We start from the raw sequence: 21,818 nt of genomic DNA on the forward strand, positions 1-21,818 counted from the left end.
TTTGTCTTGTCTACCGGGCTTCTCTGGTCGTCAGTTCGTCGAGCGTGCGGGCCACGCCGAAGGCCTGCGGGATGGGCTGGCTCGCCATGTAGAGGCGGTCGGCGGCGCGGCGCGGGAGCGGGGAGTACGCGAAGGAGCCGTGGATGCGGCCGTCCGCCGTCATCGGCCGGGCGTGGAAGCGGGCGATCGTCGCCAGCCGGTAGGGCTCGCTGCCGTGGCTGTCGAGCAGGGCGATCTCGGTGATGCGGCGGGCGCCGTCGGCGAAGCGGGTGAGCTGGACGATGACGTCCACGGCGCTGTTGATCTGGTCGTGGAGGGCGACGAAGGGGATCTCGACGTCCGACATGGAGGCCAGGGTCTGCAGGCGCATCAGGGCGTCCTCGGCGCTGTTGGCGTGGACCGTGGCGAGGGAGCCGTCGTGGCCCGTCGACATGGCCTGGAGCATGTCGAGCGACTCGCCGCCGCGGACCTCGCCGACCACGATCCGGTCGGGGCGCATGCGCAGCGAGTTGCGGACCAGGTCGCGGATGGTGATGCGGCCCTTGCCCTCGACGTTCGGGGGGCGGGACTCCAGGCGGATCACGTGCGACTGCTGGAGCTGGAGTTCCGCGGAGTCCTCGATGGTGATGATGCGTTCGCCGTCGGGGATGAGGCCCGAGAGGGCGTTGAGCAGCGTGGTCTTGCCGGTGCCGGTCGCGCCGGAGACGATCACGTTGAACTTCGCCTGCACCAGGCCCGCCAGCAGGTACACCATGTGCTCGTCGAGGGAGCCGAAGCCGGTCAGTTCGTGCAGGGTGAAGGAGCGCGGGAAGCGGCGGATGGTGAGGGTGGGGCCGGTCAGCGACAGCGGGGGGATGATGACGTTGACGCGTTCCCCGGAGGGGAGGCGGGCGTCGACCATCGGGTTGGTCTCGTCGACGCGGCGGTTGACCGTGGAGACGATGCGTTCGATGGTCTGCATCAGCTGGTCGTTCGACGCGAAGCGGAGGGGGAGCTGCTCGACCCGGCCGGCCCGTTCCACGAAGATCGCGTCGGGGCCGTTGACCATGATCTCCGTGATGGACGCGTCCTCCAGGAGCGGTTCCAGGATGCCCAGGCCGAGGGCCTCGTCGACCACCCGGCGGATGAGCTGGGAGCGTTCCGTGGTCGACAGCACGGGGCCCTCGCGGCTGATGATGTGCCCCAGCACCCGCTCCAGGCGGGCCCTGCGCTCGGCCGCCGCCAGCGCGCTCATCTCCGCGAGGTCGATCTCCTCCAGCAGCTTGGCCCGGTAGGAGGCGACCAGGTGGCCGTCCTCGCCCCGGCCGGTGTTCTCCTCGGGCGAGGTGATGCGTGCGCGCAGGCTCATCTCCGGTGCCTTCCTTCGCTGGCCTTCAGTGGTCGACCGGCATCGTGGCCGTCTTGCGGGCCTGGCCGAAGTCCCCGATCCCGGGGATGACGGACGGGATGGTGACACCGGCGGTGACCTGGACCTCGTCGCCCAGACCGGCGCTCGTGCAGCTGGTGCCGCCGGCCAGCCAGGAGCTGACCGCGCCCTGGCAGGCCTGCTGGGCGCCCTTGTCGAGGGACGCGCTGCGGGCTCCGGCCCGGGCCGCCGTCCCGGCCTGCTGGGCCGTGTACGCGATCAGGCCCAACTGGACGGCGGCCAGGGCAACGAGGAGCAGGACCGGCACGAACCCGAGGTATTCGAGGGCGACCTGGCCCCGGTCGCGGCGGAGATCGCGGACGCGGTCACGGCGGAGATCACGGACGCGGTCACGGCGGAGATCGCGGACGCGGTCGCGGCGGAGATCGCGGACGCGGTCGCGGCGGAGCTCGCGGACGCGGTCGCGGCAGTGGTCCCGGCATCCCCCGCGGAAGGTGCCCCGCCGGCCGTCCGGGCGGGCGCCGTCGCAGCCGTCCCGCAAGCCGTCCGGGCAGCCGCCGTCACAGCCACCCCCCAAACCGTCCGGGCAGCCGCCGTCACAGCCGCCCCCCAAACCGTCCGGGCGGCCGCCGTCACAGCCGCCTCCCAAGCCGTCCCACCGCCGGTCCCGGTGCTCGTACGCCATCTCAGTCGTCCTCCTCCTCGACCGCGCCCGCCTGACCGTGCACGTCGAACGGGAAGGAGACCGTGCCCGGGAAGAGGACGGGGACCCGCAGGGTGACCCGGGCCGTCACGTACTCCGCTGACCACCCGCAGTCGACCTGGGCGCCGGACCGCCACGCGCCCGACAGCTTCTGCGTGCCCGCCTGTTCGCACACGGCCTGCCGCTCCCCCCGATGCGCCGCCGTCGCCGCCCGCACCGCCTCGTCGGCAGCATTCCCCGCGAGCGTGAAGGTGTACCCCACCAGCACGAACTGCCACACGACCACCAGGGTCACGATGATGAGCGGGGTCATGCCGAGCAACTCGATCGTGACCTGACCCCGGTCGTCCTTGCGCCGCCGTGACATCACCCTCACTCCCTCCTCCGCCGGAACCCCACCGACCCCCGGTCCCCGCCCCGGACCGCGCCGCGGGCCCGTCCGTGTCGGCGCTCGGTGCCCTCCGGTGTCTTCACCAGGCCCAGCTCGCCGGCGAGCGCCCAGGTCGCCTGGCGGACGGCGCCCTTGGCGTCGAGGGCGTGGACGCGGCCGGCGTCGACGGCGGCCTGGAGTTCCTTGAAGTGGGCGGGGATCGTGGTCGTGGCGATGGCCGTACCGGTGATCTTCTGGATGAGCGCGGGCTGGATCTCGGTGGCGCGGCTGTGCCGGTTGACCACGACGGTGGTCTCCTCGGCCTTGCGGATCTGGAGGCGGTCCCACATGCGGACGGCGCGTTTGGCGCCCCGTACGGCCACCACGTCCGGGGTGGTGACCAGCAGGGCCGTGTCGGCCATCTCGACGACGGCGGCTCCGGCGCCGCCGAGCTGGGCGCCGCAGTCGACGACGACGACCTCGTAGCGGGAGCGCAGGGCGGTGACGATCTGGCGGGCCGCGCGGTCGGTGACCTCCTCGCCGCGTTCGCCCTCGCCGGGGGCGAGGAGGAGGGCCACGCCGGTGTCGTGGCGGAAGACGGCCTCGGCCAGGATGCGGGGCGAGATGTCGGTGATGGCGGCGAGGTCGACGACCGAGCGGCGGAACTGGACGTCCAGGTAGGAGGCGATGTCGCCGGTCTGGAGGTCCATGTCGACCAGGGCGGTGGAACGGCCGGACGCCTGGGCGGCGAGGGCGAGCTGGACGGCCGTGAGGGTCGCGCCCACGCCCCCCTTGGCGCCGCTGACGGTGACGACGGTGCCGCCCGCGCCGGTGAACACGTCGCCCCCGTGGCCGAGATGGCGGCGTACGCCGACCGACCAGCGGGCGACCGCCTGGACGCGGCTGGCCAGTTCCTCGTAGTCGAGGGGGAGGGTGACCAGGCCGCGGGCGCCGGAGTCCATGGCCGCGGCGAAGAGGCCGGGGCTCGCGTCGGTGGTGACGAGGATGACGCCGACCGCCGGGAAGCGCAGGGCGACGTCGCGGACCAGTTCCAACGCCGGTACGGGGCCGATGCGTTCGTGGACGACGACGACCTCGGGCAGTTCGTCGACGGACTCCGCGGCGAGGCGGCCGAGGGCGTCGACCAGCTGGGTGGAGTCGGTGACGGGGGTGACGGGTTCGGCGTCCGGGAGCTGGCTGAGCAGCGTGGTGAGGGAACGGGCCGCGTCCGCGTCGCCGACGGCCGGGAAGATCCTCGTGGGCATGGCGGCGGCCCCTTACTTGTCCGTGGCGAGTTCGTACGTACGGTCCTGGTCGGGGACCGCGGTGTCGGTGCCGGGCGCCACCAGCGCCAGCCGGACGCGCTTGGCGAACGACTCGGCGTACGTGATGCGCTGGGCGTCGAGCGTGGACAGGGCGAAGGTGATGGGGACGGCGTCGGTGGGCTGCTGCGCGCGGTTGTCGGCGTCGGGTTCGAGGGCCGTCAGCTCGCCGACGTCGAGGACGCGGGCGTTGGTGACGATGATCTTCGACTGGTCGGGGTCGCTCTCCTTGGCGCCCTCGAAGGTGGCGTAGACGTTGACGGAGGAGCCCGGGGTGATCTTTCCGGCGACGCCGGTGGCCGCGTCGATCATGATGGCGACCTCCTGCTGGCCGGGCTGGAGGGCGGGCTGGTCGACGATCATGTCGCTCTGGAGCAGCGAACCCTTCTTCAGGGTCGTCACGGCGATCTTGCCGCGGATGGCGGCGAGATCGGTCACCGCGTTCTCCGACAGCCACCGCTCGGGCATCTTGATCTTCTCGAACTGGCCCGTGCTGAGCGGAGTGTAGGGCGTGATGTCGGTTTTGAGCCGGTAGGCGGCGACCTCGGGGCCGACCTTGGACTCCACGTCGTCGATGACGGAGAGGACGCCGGCGGAGGCGCCGAGGGCGCACAACACGGACAGGAGCAGGAGGATCACGCCGCGGCGCTGACGGGAGTTCATGAACCGTGCAACCTCGTTGGGGGTCGGGTCGTGCGGACGGGAACGGGCGGGGCGGTGGACCCGGGTCAGCCGCCGGCGGTGAGCGCGCGGCTGTGGCGGCCGCCGCCCGCGGTGAGCGCGCGGACGGGGTGGGTCGTCTCGTGGGCGGGCGGCGGGGTGGCGGAGCAGAAGACGCAGCGGTCACCGATGACGTCGATGCCGCACCAGTGGCAGACGGTCTGCCGTACCGAGGTGACGAGCTGGTAGAGGACCGACAGGTCGGGGAGGTAGGCGCAGAACTCGACGAGCCTGCCGGTGCCCCACCAGTCGGCGGACTCGGCGGGCAGCTCCGTCTCGCGCAGGCCCTGGACCCGCCAGGCGGGGGCGAGGGTGCCGGTGACCCAGTCGGCGGGGAGCTGTCCGCGGGCGACCAGCATCCAGGTGCCGAACTCGGGCCCCTGGAGGACGGTGTCGGGTCCGGCCTTCACCAGCTGCGGCTGTGGATGGGCGAGCACCCCGAACTGGCTGCCCGGGACCCAGGACCGGGCGTGCGACGTCAGGCCCACGGGGATCCGGTCGAGCCGGGCGACGGAGCCGAGGAGGGCGCCGGCGTGCAGGTAGTGGGTGAGCAGCCGGCCCGCCGAGGCGAGGACGCCGGGGCTGAGGTCGCAGGAGGCTAGTTGGCGCAGCTGGCGGGCCAGCACGGCGAGTCCGAGCGGCGGCAGGTCGGGCCGGAACAGGGCGATGCGGTCGCTCTCCAGGAGGGAGCGGACGGTGTGCAGCCGGTGTTCGACGGCCGCGGGGACGGCCCGTGAGTAGACGACGATGAGGTGCCCGTGCTGTTCGACGAGCGTCTGGACGTCGGCGACGGCCTGGTCGAGGGGCCGGCGGTCCAGGCCGTCGAGCACGGCGGCGGGCAGGGTCCGCTCGTCCTGCGGTGGCAGCGCCAGGTCGGCGCCGGTCACGGCAATGGCTGTTGGCACGCGCAGCTCCCCGATTTCCACGGTCCGGCCCACCGGTGTTACTCCGGCGCACCGGGGTGACTTCATTGCGTGACTACCTCAGCACTGTATCCACGGCCCTGTGGCCGGAGAACCACTTTCCGTGGCACTTCCACGGCTGCGAAGCAACTCTTCTTCGCGCAAGTACCGCCAAACCGGCACAGGTTGCCCACACGGCGCCCCACGAACCGGCCTCGGCGCCCGCCGAACCGACCGCACCGACCGCACCGACCGCACCGACCGCACCGATCCACCACACCGCACGTGCCCGTACCGAGGCGCCCCCGCGACGGAAGCCCCCGCTGCCGGCACCCGACCGTCGGCATCCGGCCCGGAACCGTGGGCGACGTACCGCCACCGCACAGCCCCCCTGACGCAGCACACCGCCCGAGCCGCCCGCCGTTGCGGACTGCTCCCCGTACCCTCCATCGCCGGGCTCTCCTTCCCCGTGCCCTCCATCGCCGGGCCCTCCGTTGCCGGGTGCCCGGCCGCCGATATCCGGCCATGGCGGCGTATCGCAACGGATCCGCGTTGCATCCGGCAAGACGCCGGTGTGGTGATCGCGGGCATGGCCACAGACGGGGGAGCCGGTCCCGGCAGGCGGACACCCAAGTCCTCACTTGACGAGTACGCGGAGCTGACCGTGCCAGGCGGCGCAGGACCCGTGACGGAGGTGCCGCCGCCTCCCTCCCTCCCCTCTGCGGAGGCACCACGGCAAGATGTACCTGCAGCAGACGGACGTGACGCTGCCGGGCGCCCTCCCCCTGGTCTTCCGGCGACGTGTGGAGTCGGGTTACCACTTCGGTCGCTGGTTCGGCCCGTCCTGGTCCTCGACGGTCGACCAGCGCCTGGAGATCGACGCCGAGGGCGTCGTCTTCGTCACCGAGGACGGCATGCTGCTCGCCTACCCGCACCCGGCGCCCGGCCTGCCCACGCTCCCCGGTCACGGCCCGCGCTGGCCGCTGGACCGGGAGGACGGCGGCTACACGGTCACCGACCCCCGCTCACGCCGTGTCTGGCACTTCGCCGACCGCGGCGACGACCTGGCCGTCCTGGAACAGATCGACGACCGCAACGGAAACTGGCTCACCTTCGAGTACGACACCGACGGCACACCCCTGGGCATCGTCTCCAGCGCCGGCTACGACGTACGCATCGCCACGGAGGCGGGCAGGGTCACCGCCCTCCGCCTGTCGGCGGCCGACCAGGTGCTGACGCGCTACGGCTACACCGACGGCGACCTGACGCAGGTCGTCAACTCCTCGGGCCTGCCCCTGCGTTTCACCTACGACGAGTCCGGCCGCGTCACGTCCTGGACGGACACGAACGACCGCGGCTACACCTACGCGTACGACGACCGGGACCGCTGCGTCGCCGAGGGCGGCACACACGGCCACATGACCCTGCGCCTGTCCTACGGCGAGCGGGACCCCGAGACATGCCTGAACCGGACCGGCAAGGAAGGAAAGGAGTCGAATGAAAACTTCATCTCCGGATCCGCAGAAGGTCAAAAACTCGTCGATCGATTGCGACGTGAATCCGCAGAATCCATCTTCAGAGAAGATGGATGGCTGACCCAACAAACACTCAACGAGTCCCGTCTCATCATCCGCGGCGAGGATCTAGACAATATGGTGGTGCGCGACCTAATGGTCGAGGACGGAAGCAGCCTCAGCGACTGGGGTAAGTACACTACACGGACGATTCAGTCACCTGACGGAAAAGGTCCTGCAGTACGACTACAAAGCCGTCATGAACAGGAGGTGACAGGATTGCGCGCCCGCTTCAGCCTCCCCAGCAACGCAGACCGGCGAACCCGACAGGGGGTCGACGCACTTACGAAAGGGAAAGAATACGTCATTCTTGAGATATTCGCACCTTCCAATCAGGGTGCCCTTTTTCGTATCGAGTTCGCCAAAGGCGAGGATTCCGCCCTTTTTGCAAGTACGGCATTCACCGTCACGTCAAATGCCATGCCCCCCAGCTGGAAATACTACCAGGCGCGGCCGTACGAGAACTTCCGACTCAAGTTGACTGGGCACTCGACAGGTCTCGGAGAAATTGGGTGCTCGCCCCCACCCGACTTCTGCATGAGAGTCAAGGGCTGGCCGATCCCGAGTTCAGCGATGTCGTGCAATCGATCAACACTCAGGATCAGGAATTCTGCATCAAGGCACTGTCTGACTTGGAAGACATCATCCACCGCCTAGAGCAGCTCCCCGTCCCGGGGTAACGCATTTCGCGATCCGGAGTTCTCCACGCTGACCGACGGCTTATTGGCCTGGCAGCTTCGGTCTTGTCCAGAGGGCACTGACCCTCCGTCGAAAGGCCCCCGGAAAGTCAGTCCAGTGGCCGCAGGCACAGGCTTGTCGTGCCGTCCTCGCTGTATTCCGGGTACGCGAGGTAGTCGCCCTCCTCGCAGCCTGCCGTCCCCGGCTCCAGGACCCGGAACTGGGCGTCGGACGAGCCGCACGGCTCCTCGCTCAGGTCCTGGTCGGGCCAGGAGCCGTCGTTGCGGGCACAGGAGCCGGCGGTGAGGGGCTTCGGGGTGCTGTCTCCGGCCACCCAGCCGATGAGCACCAGGGCGGGGACGGCCGTCACGAGAAGGCCGAGGAGAGAGAGGGGCACGAGGGCGATCACGCCTGCCGGGCGGCGCATCACGGGCTTGCCCGGGTCGAGCGGTGGGCGGCCGCCCCAGGCCGTCGGCTCGGGGAGACGGAGCAGGGCGGACCGGGCGCCGAGGTTCATCAGGAGGGTGACGGGGGTGATGAGCAGCGACAGCGGGCCCCACCAGCCCAGCAGCAGGGTGTCCGCCTGCATCTCACGGAAGACGGCCAGCCCGCAGAGCCGGCAGTACGCACCCTGCCGCCGCAGGAAGCGCATCAGCACGATCATGCCCTGATGGCCTCGGACGGTCACCGGCACGGCCGGGGCGGCTCCGCAGATCTGACACAGGAGGGCGGGGGCCGGACCCGGCTGCGGGTGCGGGTGCGGCGCGGGCGCGTACGCCGAGTGGCCGGCCGGGGGGTGGTGGGGAGGTGGGGGTGTGCTCACGACGTCTCCGTTGTTGATCGGCAGTCGGTGGAGCACCCTATCCAGCTCTCCCGGCTACCCCATCGGCCGGTAGTGCCCCAGCACCCACGCCAACTGTGCGAACCAGTCCGCCAGTTTCTCCCGCGGCCTGGCGTCCACCACGGCCTCGTAGACCCTGCCGTCGGCGTGGACGACCGCCACCATCAGGGCCTTGCCGTTGGGGCTCGCCTTGTAGTGGACGCTGCGGATCTCGGGCCAGTCGAAGTCCGCCGACACGCCGTACATCTCGAAGGCGACGCCCGAGGCGTCGACGACGACCGAGTTGTGCTTGTCGACCGCCAGGAACTCCGGCCCCGACGGCGCGGGGTGGGGCGCCGGGGCGGCGGGGTACTGGGGCGGCGGTGGGGCGTACGGGGGCGGCTGGGGGGCGTACTGCGGTGGCGGGGCAGCACCGTACTGCGGTGGTGGGGCGCCGTACGGCGGTGGGGGCGGGCCGAAGCCCGGGGGCGGGGGCTGGTGGGTCATCGGGGGGCTCCTCGGGCGGCGCGGTGAACGAGTCGGGCCATATTCTTCCGTCTCCCTGGAACATCTCCTCCGGTGTGCCGGAGCGGGCCTCACACCCCTCGCCCCCCTCAGAAGAACTCCGACCACGGCTGGTCCCAGACCTGCTTCACGCACAGCACCAGGAACAGCAGCGCGGCCACCGCGAGCATGCCGTTGCTGATCCATCCGTTGCGCCACTCGCGGGGTGTGCGGGCGGAGTTGAGGAGCCAGATGAGGGTGAGGGAGAGGAACGGCAGGAAGGCCGCGCCGAGCACGCCGTAGAGGATGATCAGGCGGAACGGCTCGCCCTGGAAGAGCAGGACGATCGGCGGGAAGGTCAGCCACAGCAGGTAGGCGCGGAACGGCCGGGAACGCTCGCGCTCGCCGGAGGCGACCTCCGCGCCGGTCGTCCGTTCGCGGCTGCGGTAGCGGGCTACGAAGTCGGCGAACATCAGGCTCACGCCGTGCCAGACGCCGATCAGGGAGGTGAAGGAGGTGGCGAAGAAGCCGATGAGGAAGAACGTGGCCGTCGCCGTGCCGTACTCCTCCTCCAGGATGTCGCCGAGCTGGACAAGTCCCTTGTCGCCGCTCGCGATGGCGATGTTCGCGGAGTGCAGCAGTTCCGCGCCGACGAACAGCATGGCGATGACGAAGACGCCGGTGGTGGCGTAGGCGACGCGGTTGTCCAGGCGCATCACCTTCATCCAGCCGGTGTCGGTCCAGCCCTTGGCGTTGACCCAGTAGCCGTAGGCCGCGAGGGTGATGGTGCCGCCGACGCCGCCGATCAGGCCGAGGGTGTTGAGAACCGAGTCCTTCTCGTCGGGCAGGACCGGCAGCAGGCCCGCGAAGGCGTCGGCCAGGTTCGGGGTGACGCGGATCGCCAGGTACACGGTCACCACGAACATGACGCCCACCAGGACCGTCATGACCTTCTCGAACACCGCGTACTTGTTGAACCAGACGAACACCAGTCCCACCAGCCCGCAGGCGACGGCCCACCACTTCAGGTCCATCACGCCGGGGAAGAGGGCCTGGAGCGGCAGCGCGCTGGACGACATCGCCGCCGCGCCGTAGACGAAGCCCCAGACGACGACGTAGGCGACGAAGAAGTACGTCGTCCAGCGGCCGAGGCTCGCCCAGCCGTCGAACAGGGTGCGGCCGGTGGACAGGTGCCAGCGGCCGGCCGCCTCCGCCAGGGAGATCTTGACCAGGCAGCCGATGATCGCCGCCCACAGCAGGGTGTAGCCGAAGTTGCTGCCGGCGATGAGGGTGGCGACCAGGTCGCCGGCGCCGACGCCGGTCGCGGCGACGACGATGCCGGGGCCGATGTGACGCCAACCGGCCTTGCGGGGGAGCGGGCCGTCGTCGCCGGATGGTGCCTGGGAGGTATGGGGGGTCTGGGAGGCCTGGGAGTCCGTGGGGTTGCCCGTGGTGTCCGCCATGACGGTCAAGAAAGCCCACCGGCGCCGGTCCGGCAAGGGGGCGTGCGCGATCTCCACCCGATGTGGTCAAGCACCGGACGGCTCCCGTGACCCGTCCGGCAGGGGCGGTCGGGCGCCGGCCCGGGGGTCCGCTGCGGGTCGTGGACGGGGCCGGCGCTACGGCTGACGCCGGCCGCAGTCGCCGCATCCGCAGGTGCCGAGTTCGAACCACACGGTCGTGCCCGCCCCGTCCTGACGGCACCCCCAGCGACGGGCGAGCGCCTCCAGCAGGAACATCCCCCGGCAGGTCTGCGCACAGCCCGCCTCCGTCACCTGCGCGGTGCGGCGGCCCGCGTCGGTCACCTCGCAGCGCAGGACACCGTGCGCGGCGGACAGCGTGAGCCGGAAGCGGCGCGCGTCGGGGCCTCCCGCGCCGTCCCGGCCGTGATGGCGCAGCAGGGCGTTGGTGGCCAGCTCGCTGACGAGCAGGACGGCCGTGTCGGCCAGGTCGCCCCGGTCCGCCAGCCCCCAGAGCTCCAGCTGCCGGCGCACCTCGGCGCGCGCCTGACCGACCGCGTGCGGCCGGAGGTCGTACCCGACGCTGAGATGGCCCGCCCCGAGGGGCGGTTGCAGACAGGCGCCGTACGGAGCGTCGGGCTCCGGAAGGCGCCCCCCTGAGAGTTCCGGCATGGCTTCAGGATGGCCGGGCCGGGCGGCCCGTACACGGGGAGGACTACCCGATTCCGTACCTGCGGGGGCGCGATGGGACCCATGGGATCTGCGGGGAGACCGGGGGCCTACGGCCCGTGGGTCCCTGGGGCTCCGTACGGAGGTGTACGTGTCAGACGTACTGGAGGCGTACGGCGGTGCCCCCGTCGTCGGCGTCGCGGAGGTCGACGTAGGCGCACACCTGGCGGGCGAACCAGAGGCCCTGGCCGGGTTCCAGGCCGGGGGTGGTCGGCGGGGCGAAGCCGATGAGCGGGTCGTCGATCCGGCGGGCCAGGGTCAGTTCGCAGACGCAGCCGGGGGGCTCGCCCCACAGCACGGCGCCGGTGACCGGGCCGAGCGCGGCCGCCACCGCGACGGCCGCCGCGAACCGCTCGGCGTCGGCGGCGCCCATCCCGCGTCCCGCTGCCCAGTCCCGCACGGTGTCCGCTTCGGGCACGGCGAGGCGGCGCGCGTCCGGCGGGGGCGGGGGCAGCGGTACGGCCTCCAGCTCGGCCACGAGCCGGAGCGGATCCTCGTACACGCCCGTGCCGGGGTGGGCGCGGCGGGCGGCGGCCACGAGGGCGGAGCCGGCGGTGCGGGTGTCGTAGACGCACAGCGCGGTGGTGGCGGCGTCGGCGAAGAGGAGGTTGGCGAGGGCCTCGTAGCGGATCCACTCGGCGCTCTCGCGCGGTGAGCGGCCGGCCCGTCCGTTCCACACCGGCTCCATCAGCAGGTGGACGCGGCCGTCCGGACCGGTGTGCCCGGACAGGTGCTCGGCCGCCCGGGCCACGGCGTTGGCGGCGGAGCCGGAGTACCAGTCGGTGTGCGGGACGAAGCCGACCCGTTCGGCGTCGGCGCCGAGGGCGTCACGCAGGAGGTCCAGTTTGGCGGGGGCGGCGATGGCCAGGGGCGGGGGTTCGTCAGGGGTCGCGAGTCCTTCGGCGAGGAAGGGAAGGGCGGCGGCCAGGAAGGCGTCGTCCGTGGTGGGGGCGGCCATGCGGTGGTCGAATGCCACCGGCGGGTGGACGGGTCGAGCGGTCATCTGGCCCTCAACTTCGGTGTGCGAGGCGGTTGCGGTGGGTGGAGAGGCGGGTGGGCGGAGAGACGGGAGGCGGAGGAGAGGCGGGAGGTGGAGGAGAGGCGGGAGGCGGAGCGGGAGAGACGGGTGGGCGGTGGCGGGAGCGGTGCGTGGGCGGTGGCGGGAGGGGTGTGTGGGTCGAGGAGGTGTGTGGGTCGGAGGAGGGGTGTGTGGTGGCGGGAGGTTGTGGGTGTCTCACCGTTGGGCCGTCACCCATGCGGCGATCTGGCTGCGGTTGCTGAAGCCGAGCTTGCTGAGGACGCGTTCGACGTGCCCCTCGGCGGTGCGGCGGGCGATCACCAGGCGGTCGGCGATCTGCTGGTTGGCGAGGCCCTCGGCGACGAGTTCGGCGACCTGGGCCTCGCGGCGGGTGAGGCGGACGGCGTCCGGCGGGGCGTCGCCCGGCGGCCGGGGGCTCGCGGCGGGTGCGTGCGGACGGGGTGTGCGGACGGCGGTCGGGAGGCTGTCGGGCCGTCGGTGCCCGGGGGCCTCCGGGCACCGGACCGACGGGGACGGCGGGCGCCGCCGGACGGGGTCGTCGTCACTCAGGGCGTGGGCCACGAGGTCGGGGAGGGAGAGGGCGGCGCCCCGGTCGTAGGCCCTGCGGAAGGCGGTGCTGCCCAGGGCCCGGTGGGCGCGTTCCTCGCTGCCGCGCCGGGTGGAGTTGAGGGCCGCCGATCCCCAGCGGCTGCGGTCGACGTCCGCCCAGGTGCGGTCGGCGCCGCCCAGTAGGACGGCCGCGCGCCCGTGGGCGCCGCGTTCGGCCGCGACCCGGGCCAGCAGGTCGAGCGTGAGGCCCATCCCGACGACGTCGTGCACCGCGAACTTCAGGCGCAGCGCCTCACGGCCGTGCCGCTCCGCCTGCCGCCAGTCGCCCTTCACGCTGTGGGCCAGGGCCATCATCCGCTCCACGTACGACAGCACCCAGCGCTCGCCGTGCCCGACGCACAGCGCGCGGGTCTCCTCGCAGACCGCGACGGCTTCGTCGGCGTGGCCGAGCAGGGCCAGGGAGCAGGCGAGTTCGACGCGGTCGAGGCCGACGAGACCGAGGTGCTGGCCGGGGACGCGGCCGCGTTCGACGCCGGCCCGGAAGTGTTCCAGGGCGCCGGACAGGTCGTCGCTGAAGAGGCGGATGACGCCGACGGCGTACTCGGCGTGGGCGGCCTCGGCGGCGTCGCCGAGCCGGTGGGCGAGGTCGCGGGCCTGTTCGGCGAGGCGGCGGCCCCGGGTGAGGTCCTCGGGGCAGCCGGCGAGGAGCCCGGCGACCCACAGGGCGCGGGCGCGTTCCCGGGTCGGTCCGGGGCTGGCGTCGAGGGCGCGGTCGAGCCAGTAGCGGCCCTCGCGGGGGGCTCCGCAGGCGTGCCAGTGGAACCACAGGGTGCCGGCCAGGCGCAGTCCGGCGAGGGCCTCGCCGGGGGCGGTGAGGCTGAAGTCGAGGGCGGCGCGGAGGTTGTCCTGGTCGGCGCGGAGGCGGGCGGCGATGCCGGGCTGGTCCGGGCCGAACCAGTCCCGTTCGCAGGTGGTGGCCCTGTGCTGCATCCAGTCGCGCAGGCGGAGGCGGGTGGTGTGCTCCTCCCCGGGGTGCTGTCCCAGCCGTTCCAGGCCGTAGTCGCGCAGGGTGTCCAGGAGTCGGTAGCGGACGGTGCCGGTGGGGGTCGTCTCACGGCTGAGGACGGACTTGTCGACCAGGCCGGCCACGGCGTCGAGGACGTCGTGGGCGCGCAGGGGCGGAGCGGGGGGTGCGGTCGTCGGCGAGGACGGAGGCCGGCCCCCTCCCGTCGGCTGCCGCTCTTCCGTCGGCTGACCCCCACCCGTCGGCCGACCCCCGTCCGCCGGCTGCCGCTCTTCCGTCGACTGCTCACCATCCGTCGGCTGACCCCCGTCCGTCGGCCGACCCCCATCCGTCGGCCGACCCTTTTCCACCTGCGGCGCGGACTCCGCCTGCGGCCCGGACTCCGCCTGCGCCCCGGACTCGGACCGCGACCCGGACTCCGCCTGCACGGATTCCAACCGCGCCCCGGACTCCGCCCATGGCCCGTACATCGTCGGGCGCCCGTCCTCCGCCGGATGCCCGTCCTCCGTCGGATGCACGTCCTCCGTCGGATGCCCCCCGCACACCGCCTCCGCGGTCTCCAGGTCGAAGCTGCCCGCCAGGACCGACAGGCGGGCCCAGACCCGTTGTTCCGTCGCGCCGCACAGGTCGTGGCTCCAGGCGACCGCCGCGCGGAGGGTCTGGTGGCGGGGCGGGTCGGTGGGGCTGCCGGTGGTGAGCAGGTGGTAGCGGTCGTCGAGGCGGCGCAGGAGCTGGTCGACGCCGAGGACCCGCATGCGCACCGCGGCCAGTTCGATGGCGAGCGGGAGGCCGTCGAGGCGGCGGCAGAGGCGGGCGACGGAGGCGCGGTTGGCGGCGGTGAGGCGGAAGCCGGGGACGACGGCGGCGGCCCGGTCGGCGAAGAGGGCGAGGGCCGGGTAGCCGTCGGCGGCGGAGAGGTCGCCGTCGGGATCGGGGACGGGCAGCGGCCGTACGTCCAGGAGGTGTTCCTCGGTGAGGCCGAGCCGGTGCCGGCTGGTGGCGAGGAGGCGTACGCCGGGGGTGCCGTGCAGCAGGGCGCCGGCGAGGGCGGCGCAGACCGGCAGCAGGTGTTCGCAGTTGTCGACGACGAGCAGCAGACGGCGGTCGCGGACCCGCTCCACCAGGGCGTCCAGCGCGGGGCGGTCGGAGTGGTCGCGCAGGCCCAGGGCGTCGGCGACCGCGAGCGGGACGAGGGCGGGGTCGTGCAGACCGGAGAGGTGCACGAAGCGCACGCCGTCGGGGAAGGCCCGGGCGACGCGGGCCGCGAGCCGTCCGGCCAGACGGGTCTTGCCGACGCCGCCGGGACCGGTCAGGGTGACCAGCCGGGCCCTGGACAACAGCTCGCGTCCTTCGGCCAGTTCGGTCCGCCGGTCGACGAAACTGGTCGTCTCCGCCGGCAGGCGGCAGTCCCGTCGTGGCGCTGATCCGCCCATGATCAGCCAGTCCTTCGGGTGGGTTCGGAGGGCCGGAGGATACGGCTCCTCTTCCGTGCGGACCCCTAGCCTTCCCCGGTCCGTACATATATGCACGCCCGCCTCACACCTGCGGGTGACCTTCCTCGAGGACCCGGTCGGCACCGCCGCCGGGCCCTACACTGCGCGGCCGACCGAGCCCTCGCGGAGGCGGATTCCGGTCACCGGCCCATCCGTCCACACTTGACCTGACCATGTCACAGCTCGACGATGAGCGGACCCGCGCACAGCCCGTCGCACAGCACGTCGCACGAGGCACCACCCCCCGCTCCACTCCCCCACAGGTCCGGCGATCCCGGACTTCCGGAGAACCGAGGAGAGTTCATGCGACTCCGTATACGCGGCTCAGGCATCCGCGGCGGCAGGCGGACCGCCGTGCTCGCCGCCCTGATGGCCCTCGCCCTCGCGGCACCGGTCTCGGCGACCGTCACGCCCGCGGCCGCGGGCGGCGCCCCGGAGGCCACGGCCTCCGCCGACGACGTCCGCCAGTACGAGATCCACGTCCACCACAGCACGTCCCGGACGCGCACCGCGATCGCCGCGTCCGGCGTGAGCGTGGACGAGGCCGACGAGGAGACCGTGGTCGTCTCCGGGCGCGCGGACCAGATCGAGAAGCTGCGCGCCCAGGGCTACGAGGTCTCACCGGCCGGCTCCGCGCCGGACCGCGTCGCCGAGGGCGAGGTGCGGCTGTACGACTTCCCCTCCGCCGACTCCCAGTACCACAACTACGCGGAGATGACGGCGGAGATCGACCAGCGGATCGCCGCCTACCCGGGCATCATGAGCAAGCGGGTCATCGGCACGTCGTACCAGGGCCGGGACATCGTCGCCGTCAAGATCAGCGACAACGTGGCCACCGACGAGGCCGAGCCGGAGGTGCTGTTCACCCACCACCAGCACGCCCGTGAGCACCTCACCGTGGAGATGGCCCTGTACCTGATCCGCGAGCTGGGCGCCGGGTACGGCACCGACTCCCGTGTCACCGACGCGGTGAACGGCCGGGAGATCTGGATCGTCCCCGACCTCAACCCGGACGGCGGCGAGTACGACATCGCCACCGGCTCCTACCGCTCGTGGCGCAAGAACCGCCAGCCCAACTCCGGTTCCTCGTACGTCGGTACGGACCTCAACCGCAACTGGGCCTACCGGTGGGGCTGCTGCGGCGGCTCGTCGGGCTCGGCGTCCTCCGAGACGTACCGCGGGGCGGCGGCCGAGTCGGCGCCCGAGGTGAAGGTGGTCGCGGACTTCGTGCGCGGCCGGGTCGTCGGCGGCGTCCAGCAGATCAAGGCCGGCATCGACTTCCACACCTACAGCGAACTGGTGCTGTGGCCCTTCGGGTACACCACCGCCGACACGGCCACCGGGATGACGGCCGACGACCGCAACGCCTTCGCCACCGTCGGGCAGTCGATGGCCGCGAGCAACGGGTACACCCCGGAGCAGTCGAGCGACCTGTACATCACGGACGGGTCGATCGACGACTACCTCTGGGGCACGCACCGGATCTTCGGGTACACCTTCGAGATGTACCCGGGCTCCGCGAGCGGGGGCGGGTTCTACCCGCCCGACGAGGTGATCGAGCGGGAGACCGCGCGGAACCGGGACGCCGTACTCCAGTTGCTGGAGAACGCGGACTGCATGTACCGGTCGATCGGCAAGGAGACCCAGTACTGCGGCTAGGTCCGCATCGGGGACCTAGCCGGCGTCGCCCTTGGCGCCCTTGGTGTCCTTCACTTCCTCGGAGCCCCCGGAGCCCTCGGAGACCTCGACGTCCTCGGAGTCCTTGACGTCCTCGGGAGCTTCGGGGCCCCCGGTGTCCTCGGCGTCGTCGGCTTCCGTGACGTCACCGGCGTCCACGCTGTCGACAGTGTCCTCGGCGTCCTCGGCGTCCCCGGCATCCTCGACGCCTTCATCGAAGTAGGCGTCCAGGACCGCGTCCAGTTGGTCGTCCCACTCCTTGAAGCGCCCCCTGGCCGTCGCCTCGATCTCGATGGGGTACCAACGGCGGTCGGGGGTGTGCACCGTGATGGTGTACCGCTTGCCGAAGCGCGGGGTCTCCGTCTCGACCGCGCCGATCTCGTCCCAGCGGAACTCGCACTCCTCCGCGTCCAGCCGGAGACGGACGCCCTTGGCGTCGGCGACGATCCGGGCCCGGCGGTCGGCGGCCTCGAAGACGGGACCGTCGGAGGTCTCCTCCTCCGACTCCTCCCCGTCGGCGGCCGGTTCGGCCGCGGCGGCATCGTCCTCCGCGACGGCCGCCCCGGAGTCCTCCCGCACGGAGTCCTCCCGCACGGAGTCCTCCGGCGCGGCGTCCCCCGGAACGGCGTCCTGCGGGTCGACGCCCCCCGGCTTCCCGCCCTTCGGCTCCGCGGTCACGGGCGAGGTGAGCCCGGGGATGAATGCCGGGTCGAATCCGGCGCCCTCCAGGGGCTGGCTGCTCGAACCTATGCGCTGCTCCACAGCGGGCAGTATGGTCGACGATCCTGTGCCGTACACAGTCAGCCCCTGACTTCGTTATGAGACTCCTACATGGGGCCCCGGGCGCGCAACGGGCCATACGAACAGACTCGGTACGGCCCCGACGCCGGCCGGAGAGGACGTCAGCCCAGGACGGCGAGCGCGTCGATCTCGATGAGGAGCCCGGCGGGCAGGCCGACGTAGACCGTCGTGCGGGCGGCGGGGGGCCGGGTGAGGCCCTGCTCCTCGAAGTAGGCGTTGTAGAGGTCGTTCATCTCGGCGAAGTGGTCCACGTCGGTGAGGTAGACGCGGATCATCATCGCGTCGTCCCAGCTCGCGCCGCCCTCCTCCAGGATCGCCTTGACGTTGGCGAGGGTCTGGAGGGTCTGTTCGCGCAGGGTGGGGCCGGCGGGCGTGGGCGGCTTGCCCTCCTCGGCGGGCAGGAAGCCGACCTGCCCGGCGACCTGGAGGATGTTCCCCTTCCGCACGCCGTGCGAGAACCTCGCCGGCGGGGTGGTGTGGGTCTTCGGCGTGAGCGCGGTCTTGTCGGTCATACGGTGTCCTTCACTGGGGTCCTGCCGGAGTACTCGCCGCTGATGTCGTCGGCCGTGCGGCGCACCTGCGGGAGGAGGGTGAGGAGTTCGTCGGCGGTGACGACGACGTTCGGCGCGGACACCGACATCGCGGCGACCACCCGGCCGTCGGCGCCGCGGATCGGCGCGGCGACGCAGTTGATGAACTCCTCGTGGCCGCCGAGGTCGGTGGCCCAGCCCTGTTCGCGCACCTTCTCCAACTCCCGGAGGAACGCCGGGGCGTTGGGGGTGGAACGGGCCGTGTACAGGGGATAGTCGAGCTTCTCGGCGACCGCGCGCCGCTCGGGCTCGGGCAGGTCGGCGAGGAGCAGCTTGGCGACGGCGGCGACGGTGAGGGCGACGGGCCTGCCGATCCGCGAGTACATGCGGACCGGGTAGCGGCTGTCGACCTTGTCGATGTAGAGGACCTCGCCCTCCTCGTACACGGCGAGGTGGACGGTGTGACCGCACCGCTCGTTCAGCCGCGCCAGGTGGGGGTGGGCGATCTCGCGGACGTCGAGGTTCTCCATCGCCTCCTGGGCGAGGGCGAAGAGGCGGGAGCCGAGGCGGTAGCGCTGGTCGGACTGGCGGTAGACCAGCCCGTGCTCGTGGAGGGTGCGCAGCAGGCGCAGGGCGGTGGACTTGTGGACGCCGAGGCGGTCGGCGACCTGTCCGAGGTCGGCGGGGCCCTCGGCGAGCAGCGGAAGGATGCTCAGGGCGCGGTCGACGGTCTGGCTCATGGGGTGCGTACCTCCTCCAGGGCCTCTTCGGCTTGCGTCCAGCCGGGGCCGAGTCGCAGTCTCCCCCACGCGGTGTCGTCGAGGGCGGCCAGGCGGTCGGCGTGGTGGCGGGAAAGGGGCGCGGCGAGGTCGCCGGGGGCGGTGAGGGCGGCGGCGGCCATGAGGTGGCCGTGGCGCAGCCGGTCGCGGGCGGGCAGCCCGCGCAGGGTGGCGGAGAGGAACCCGGCGGCGAAGGCGTCCCCGGCCCCGACGGCGGCGACGACGTCGACGCGCGGGGCGCGGGCGAAGGTGACCGTGACGGCCGCATCCGCCATGACAGCCGCATCCGCCGTGACGGCCGCATCCGCCGTGACGGCCGCATCCGCCATGACGGCCACGCCCGCCGCACCGGCCGCATCCGCTGCACCGGTCGCAGGCGCGGCGCCGGCCGCAGGCGCGGCGCCGGCCGCATCCGCCGCGTCGGCCGCATCCGCGGCGCCGTCCTGCGCGCGGTCGGTGCCGCGGTCGAAGAGCGTCGCCCCGTCCGCGCCCTGCTTGACGACCACGACACCCGGCTCGGGGAGCGCTTCCAGCACGGCACGCGCGCCGTGCAGCCCCCACGCCTGCCTCGCCTCGTCGTCCCCCACGAACACGATGTCGGCGCGGCGCGCGAGTTCCAGGAGCACGCGGGGCCCTTCGGCGCCCTGCCAGAGCCCGCGCCGGAAGTTGACGTCGAAGGAGACCAGCGGCCGGCCGGGGCGGGGCGCGGTCAGCTCGCGCAGCAGCGCGAGGCAGTCGGGGGACAGGGCCGCGGTGATCCCGGTCAGGTGCAGCACGCGCCCCGCCCGCGCCGCCGTGAGGTCCGTGTTCGCCACCGCCATCGTGGAGGCGGCCGACCCGGCGCGGTAGTACGCCACCTCGTGCGCGTCGGTGGACCGGTCGGCGACGGTGCGGAAGTAGACGCCGGTGGGCCGTGCCGGGTCCCGCCGGACGGCCGAGACGTCGACCCCGTACCCGCCGATCGTCCCGACCAGGTGATCACCGAATCCGTCGGCTCCCACGCGGCTCACCCAGCGCACCGGGTGTCCGGCCGCGGCCAGCGCGCAGACGACGTTGGACTCGGCGCCGCCGACGGCCCGGTGGAAGGAGGGCACGTCGGCGAGGCGCCCCGGCCGGGACGGCAGGAAGGTGACCATGGACTCGCCGAGCGCGACGACATCCACGACGTCGGGGGCGTTGCGCGGTCCGCTGGTGGTCACGATGGTGGCTCCCGGTCCGTGCGAGGGTGCGGCGAGAGGGGCGGTGAGAGGGCCGTGAGGGGGGCGGTGAAGGGCGACTGTTCCGTTGACCCCGCCTCGGCCGAGATGTTAGACAGCCGTGAGCGACATACGCAACGATCGTTGCAGATTCTGCAACGTAGCTGATGAGGAGAGAAGCATGGCGCTCGACACCGCTACCGAAGCGTTCGCCCGTCTCGCCGAGGAACGCGTCGACCACCGTTTCAAGGGCCTCCCGCCGGACGCGGACGGGCTCACGGTCGGCGAGCTGGCCGCGCAGCGCCGCAACCTCTTCACCGACGGCTTCGCGACCCCCGTGCTGGCCCTGTCCGCCGAGCGTCTGGAGCACAACCTGCGGCTCATGGAGACGTACGCGGCCCGCCACGGCCTCGCCTTCGCGCCGCACGGCAAGACGTCCATGGCCCCGCAGCTCTTCCGGCGCCAGATCGAGCACGGCGCCTGGGGCATCACCGTCGCGGTGCCGCACCAGGTCCGGGTGGCCCGGGCGTACGGCGTGCGGCGGGTCTTCCTCGCGAACGAGCTGGTGGACGCGGCGTCCCTGCGCTGGATCGACGACCGGCAGCGCACCGACCCGGACTTCCGCGTCGTCTGCTACGTGGACTCCGTGCGCGGGGTCGAGCTGATGCAGGCGGCGCTGCGCGGCACGTCCCGCCCGTTGGACGTGGTCGTCGAACTGGCCGCAGGTGCGGGCGCCCGCACCGGCGTGCGCACGGAGGCGGAGTGCGCGGCGGTGGCGGCCGCGGTGGCCGCCGCCCCGGGCCTGCGGCTGGTCGGGGTCGCCGGGTACGAGGGCGAGGTCCCGCAGGCCACCCCCGAGCGGGTGCGCGCCTGGCTCCGGCGGCTGGTCGCGCTCGCCGTGGACCTCGACGCGGCGGGGCGGTTCGCGGACGCGGAGGAGATCGTCGTCAGCGCGGGCGGCAGCGCCTGGTTCGACGCGGTCGCCGACGTCCTCGCCGAACTGCCCGGCCTCTCCCGGCCGGTGCTGAAGCTGCTGCGCTCGGGCGCGTACGTCTCGCACGACGACGGCCACTACCGCAAGCTGACGCCGTTCAACCGGGTCCCGGAGGAGGGCGCCCTGGAGCCGGCGTTCCGGCTGTGGACGCAGGTGGTCTCCCGCCCCTCCCCCGAGCAGGCTTTCGTCAACGCGGGCAAGCGCGACGCGGCGTACGACCTCGACCTGCCCTTCGCCCAGGTGGTCCGCCGGGACGGCACGGAACGCCCCGCCACCGGCATCTCGGTCACCGCCCTGTCCGACCAGCACGCCTGGCTGCGCACGACCGGCGAGGCGGACCTGGAGGTCGGCGACTGGGTGGGCCTGGGCCTGTCCCACCCGTGCACGTCCTTCGACAAGTGGCAGCTGATCCCGCTGGCCGAGGCGGACGGCACGGTCGTCGACTACATCCGCACGTTCTTCTAGGCTCACGTTCTTCTAGTCTCAGGTTCTTCTAGTAGGGCTTGGTCAGGTTCGTATCACCGTGGGTATGTCGCGGTGACAGGTGGGGCAAGCGCCGGTCCAGAGGGCGAGGAGTGTCTGCAGTTC

General features: G+C 72.5%; 17 protein-coding genes and 2 pseudogenes. 3 read left to right on the top strand and 16 right to left on the bottom strand.

The genetic code is table 11. The annotated features are described in order from the left end of the window. Positions 1 to 10 precede the first annotated feature (10 nt). The 6 genes and pseudogenes from ACIP67_RS40965 to ACIP67_RS40990 all read right to left on the bottom strand — a co-directional run bounded on the left by ACIP67_RS40965 (position 11) and on the right by ACIP67_RS40990 (position 5,452). Positions 11 to 1,348 carry a CpaF family protein gene (locus ACIP67_RS40965; protein WP_401699257.1) on the bottom strand — a complete coding sequence of 446 codons (1,338 nt, stop codon included), beginning with the start codon at positions 1,346 to 1,348 and terminating at the stop codon, positions 11 to 13. A gap of 25 nt (positions 1,349 to 1,373) precedes the next feature. Next, a pseudogene (locus ACIP67_RS40970) lies at positions 1,374 to 1,715 on the bottom strand (TadE/TadG family type IV pilus assembly protein); the annotation flags it as partial. Between the two features lie 337 nt (positions 1,716 to 2,052). After that, the gene (locus tag ACIP67_RS40975) at positions 2,053 to 2,436 is read right to left on the bottom strand and encodes a TadE/TadG family type IV pilus assembly protein (RefSeq protein ID WP_401699259.1); all 384 of its coding nucleotides are present in this window, start codon (positions 2,434 to 2,436) and stop codon (positions 2,053 to 2,055) included. 5 nt (positions 2,437 to 2,441) lie between these two features. Then, the gene (locus ACIP67_RS40980; protein WP_401699261.1) at positions 2,442 to 3,704 is read right to left on the bottom strand and encodes a CpaE family protein; all 1,263 of its coding nucleotides are present in this window, start codon (positions 3,702 to 3,704) and stop codon (positions 2,442 to 2,444) included. Positions 3,705 to 3,716: 12 nt separating this feature from the next. After that, positions 3,717 to 4,424, bottom strand: a complete 708-nt coding sequence (gene cpaB / locus ACIP67_RS40985) for a Flp pilus assembly protein CpaB (protein WP_401699264.1) — start codon at positions 4,422 to 4,424, stop codon at positions 3,717 to 3,719. A 65-nt stretch (positions 4,425 to 4,489) separates the two neighbouring features. Beyond that, positions 4,490 to 5,452: a hypothetical protein gene (locus ACIP67_RS40990; RefSeq protein ID WP_401699266.1), complete on the bottom strand. Its 963-nt coding sequence runs from the start codon at positions 5,450 to 5,452 to the stop codon at positions 4,490 to 4,492. 662 nt (positions 5,453 to 6,114) lie between these two features. Between ACIP67_RS40990 and ACIP67_RS40995 the strand changes: the two are divergent. Then, positions 6,115 to 6,858 (top strand): annotated as a pseudogene (locus ACIP67_RS40995) (DUF6531 domain-containing protein); the annotation flags it as partial. An 886-nt stretch (positions 6,859 to 7,744) separates the two neighbouring features. Here the strand turns inward: ACIP67_RS40995 and ACIP67_RS41000 are convergent. From ACIP67_RS41000 to ACIP67_RS41025, 6 genes are all read right to left on the bottom strand, one after another. Further along, positions 7,745 to 8,458, bottom strand: a complete 714-nt coding sequence (locus tag ACIP67_RS41000) for a hypothetical protein (protein ID WP_401699267.1) — start codon at positions 8,456 to 8,458, stop codon at positions 7,745 to 7,747. 54 nt (positions 8,459 to 8,512) lie between these two features. After that, positions 8,513 to 8,962, bottom strand: a complete 450-nt coding sequence (locus ACIP67_RS41005) for a hypothetical protein (protein WP_401699269.1) — start codon at positions 8,960 to 8,962, stop codon at positions 8,513 to 8,515. A 107-nt stretch (positions 8,963 to 9,069) separates the two neighbouring features. Further along, on the bottom strand, positions 9,070 to 10,422 hold the full coding sequence (locus ACIP67_RS41010) for an Nramp family divalent metal transporter (protein ID WP_401699271.1): 1,353 nt from the start codon (positions 10,420 to 10,422) through the stop codon (positions 9,070 to 9,072). Between the two features lie 156 nt (positions 10,423 to 10,578). Beyond that, positions 10,579 to 11,091, bottom strand: coding sequence for an ATP-binding protein (locus tag ACIP67_RS41015; protein WP_401699274.1), 513 nt, complete (start codon positions 11,089 to 11,091; stop codon positions 10,579 to 10,581). A gap of 151 nt (positions 11,092 to 11,242) precedes the next feature. Further along, positions 11,243 to 12,151, bottom strand: coding sequence for an anti-sigma factor RsbA family regulatory protein (locus tag ACIP67_RS41020; protein WP_401699276.1), 909 nt, complete (start codon positions 12,149 to 12,151; stop codon positions 11,243 to 11,245). A 231-nt stretch (positions 12,152 to 12,382) separates the two neighbouring features. Then, complete coding sequence (locus tag ACIP67_RS41025; RefSeq protein ID WP_401699278.1) at positions 12,383 to 15,193, bottom strand: LuxR C-terminal-related transcriptional regulator; 2,811 nt, start codon at positions 15,191 to 15,193, stop codon at positions 12,383 to 12,385. 363 nt (positions 15,194 to 15,556) lie between these two features. Between ACIP67_RS41025 and ACIP67_RS41030 the strand changes: the two genes are divergently transcribed. Further along, positions 15,557 to 16,912 carry a M14 family metallopeptidase gene (locus tag ACIP67_RS41030; RefSeq protein ID WP_401699280.1) on the top strand — a complete coding sequence of 452 codons (1,356 nt, stop codon included), beginning with the start codon at positions 15,557 to 15,559 and terminating at the stop codon, positions 16,910 to 16,912. Between the two features lie 15 nt (positions 16,913 to 16,927). Here ACIP67_RS41030 and ACIP67_RS41035 read toward each other — a convergent pair whose 3' ends face one another. From ACIP67_RS41035 to ACIP67_RS41050, 4 genes are all read right to left on the bottom strand, one after another. Continuing rightward, positions 16,928 to 17,692, bottom strand: coding sequence for a hypothetical protein (locus ACIP67_RS41035; RefSeq protein WP_401699282.1), 765 nt, complete (start codon positions 17,690 to 17,692; stop codon positions 16,928 to 16,930). 140 nt (positions 17,693 to 17,832) lie between these two features. Next, entirely contained in the window at positions 17,833 to 18,243 is a 411-nt protein-coding gene (locus tag ACIP67_RS41040; protein WP_401699284.1) for a RidA family protein, read from the bottom strand. Next, positions 18,240 to 19,001: an IclR family transcriptional regulator gene (locus ACIP67_RS41045; RefSeq protein ID WP_401699287.1), complete on the bottom strand. Its 762-nt coding sequence runs from the start codon at positions 18,999 to 19,001 to the stop codon at positions 18,240 to 18,242. The genes ACIP67_RS41040 and ACIP67_RS41045 overlap by 4 nt, the downstream gene beginning before the upstream one ends. Beyond that, on the bottom strand, positions 18,998 to 20,176 hold the full coding sequence (locus tag ACIP67_RS41050; RefSeq protein WP_401699301.1) for a sugar kinase: 1,179 nt from the start codon (positions 20,174 to 20,176) through the stop codon (positions 18,998 to 19,000). The genes ACIP67_RS41045 and ACIP67_RS41050 overlap by 4 nt, the downstream gene beginning before the upstream one ends. A gap of 241 nt (positions 20,177 to 20,417) precedes the next feature. On the opposite strand from ACIP67_RS41050, the gene ACIP67_RS41055 reads away from it, so the two are divergent. Beyond that, on the top strand, positions 20,418 to 21,695 hold the full coding sequence (locus tag ACIP67_RS41055; protein WP_401699289.1) for an amino acid deaminase: 1,278 nt from the start codon (positions 20,418 to 20,420) through the stop codon (positions 21,693 to 21,695). Positions 21,696 to 21,818 lie beyond the last annotated feature (123 nt).

It is taken from the genome of Streptomyces sp. NPDC088812 (assembly GCF_044750285.1).
Taxonomy (GTDB): Bacteria; Actinomycetota; Actinomycetes; order Streptomycetales; family Streptomycetaceae; genus Streptomyces.

Excerpts from the sequence above, each read along its gene's own strand:
- ACIP67_RS41040 (WP_401699284.1), bottom strand. The coding sequence starts at position 18,243 with ATGACCGACAAGACCGCGCTCACGCCGAAGACCCACACCACCCCGCCG.
- cpaB (WP_401699264.1), bottom strand. The coding sequence starts at position 4,424 with ATGAACTCCCGTCAGCGCCGCGGCGTGATCCTCCTGCTCCTGTCCGTG.
- ACIP67_RS41045 (WP_401699287.1), bottom strand. The coding sequence starts at position 19,001 with ATGAGCCAGACCGTCGACCGCGCCCTGAGCATCCTTCCGCTGCTCGCC.
- ACIP67_RS40980 (WP_401699261.1), bottom strand. The coding sequence starts at position 3,704 with ATGCCCACGAGGATCTTCCCGGCCGTCGGCGACGCGGACGCGGCCCGT.
- ACIP67_RS41005 (WP_401699269.1), bottom strand. The coding sequence starts at position 8,962 with ATGACCCACCAGCCCCCGCCCCCGGGCTTCGGCCCGCCCCCACCGCCG.
- ACIP67_RS41055 (WP_401699289.1), top strand. The coding sequence starts at position 20,418 with ATGGCGCTCGACACCGCTACCGAAGCGTTCGCCCGTCTCGCCGAGGAA.
- ACIP67_RS40975 (WP_401699259.1), bottom strand. The coding sequence starts at position 2,436 with ATGTCACGGCGGCGCAAGGACGACCGGGGTCAGGTCACGATCGAGTTG.
- ACIP67_RS41020 (WP_401699276.1), bottom strand. The coding sequence starts at position 12,151 with ATGACCGCTCGACCCGTCCACCCGCCGGTGGCATTCGACCACCGCATG.
- ACIP67_RS41010 (WP_401699271.1), bottom strand. The coding sequence starts at position 10,422 with ATGGCGGACACCACGGGCAACCCCACGGACTCCCAGGCCTCCCAGACC.
- ACIP67_RS40965 (WP_401699257.1), bottom strand. The coding sequence starts at position 1,348 with ATGAGCCTGCGCGCACGCATCACCTCGCCCGAGGAGAACACCGGCCGG.
- ACIP67_RS41030 (WP_401699280.1), top strand. The coding sequence starts at position 15,557 with ATGCGACTCCGTATACGCGGCTCAGGCATCCGCGGCGGCAGGCGGACC.
- ACIP67_RS41015 (WP_401699274.1), bottom strand. The coding sequence starts at position 11,091 with ATGCCGGAACTCTCAGGGGGGCGCCTTCCGGAGCCCGACGCTCCGTAC.
- ACIP67_RS40990 (WP_401699266.1), bottom strand. The coding sequence starts at position 5,452 with ATGAAGTCACCCCGGTGCGCCGGAGTAACACCGGTGGGCCGGACCGTG.
- ACIP67_RS41025 (WP_401699278.1), bottom strand. The coding sequence starts at position 15,193 with ATGGGCGGATCAGCGCCACGACGGGACTGCCGCCTGCCGGCGGAGACG.
- ACIP67_RS41050 (WP_401699301.1), bottom strand. The coding sequence starts at position 20,176 with ATGGTCACCTTCCTGCCGTCCCGGCCGGGGCGCCTCGCCGACGTGCCC.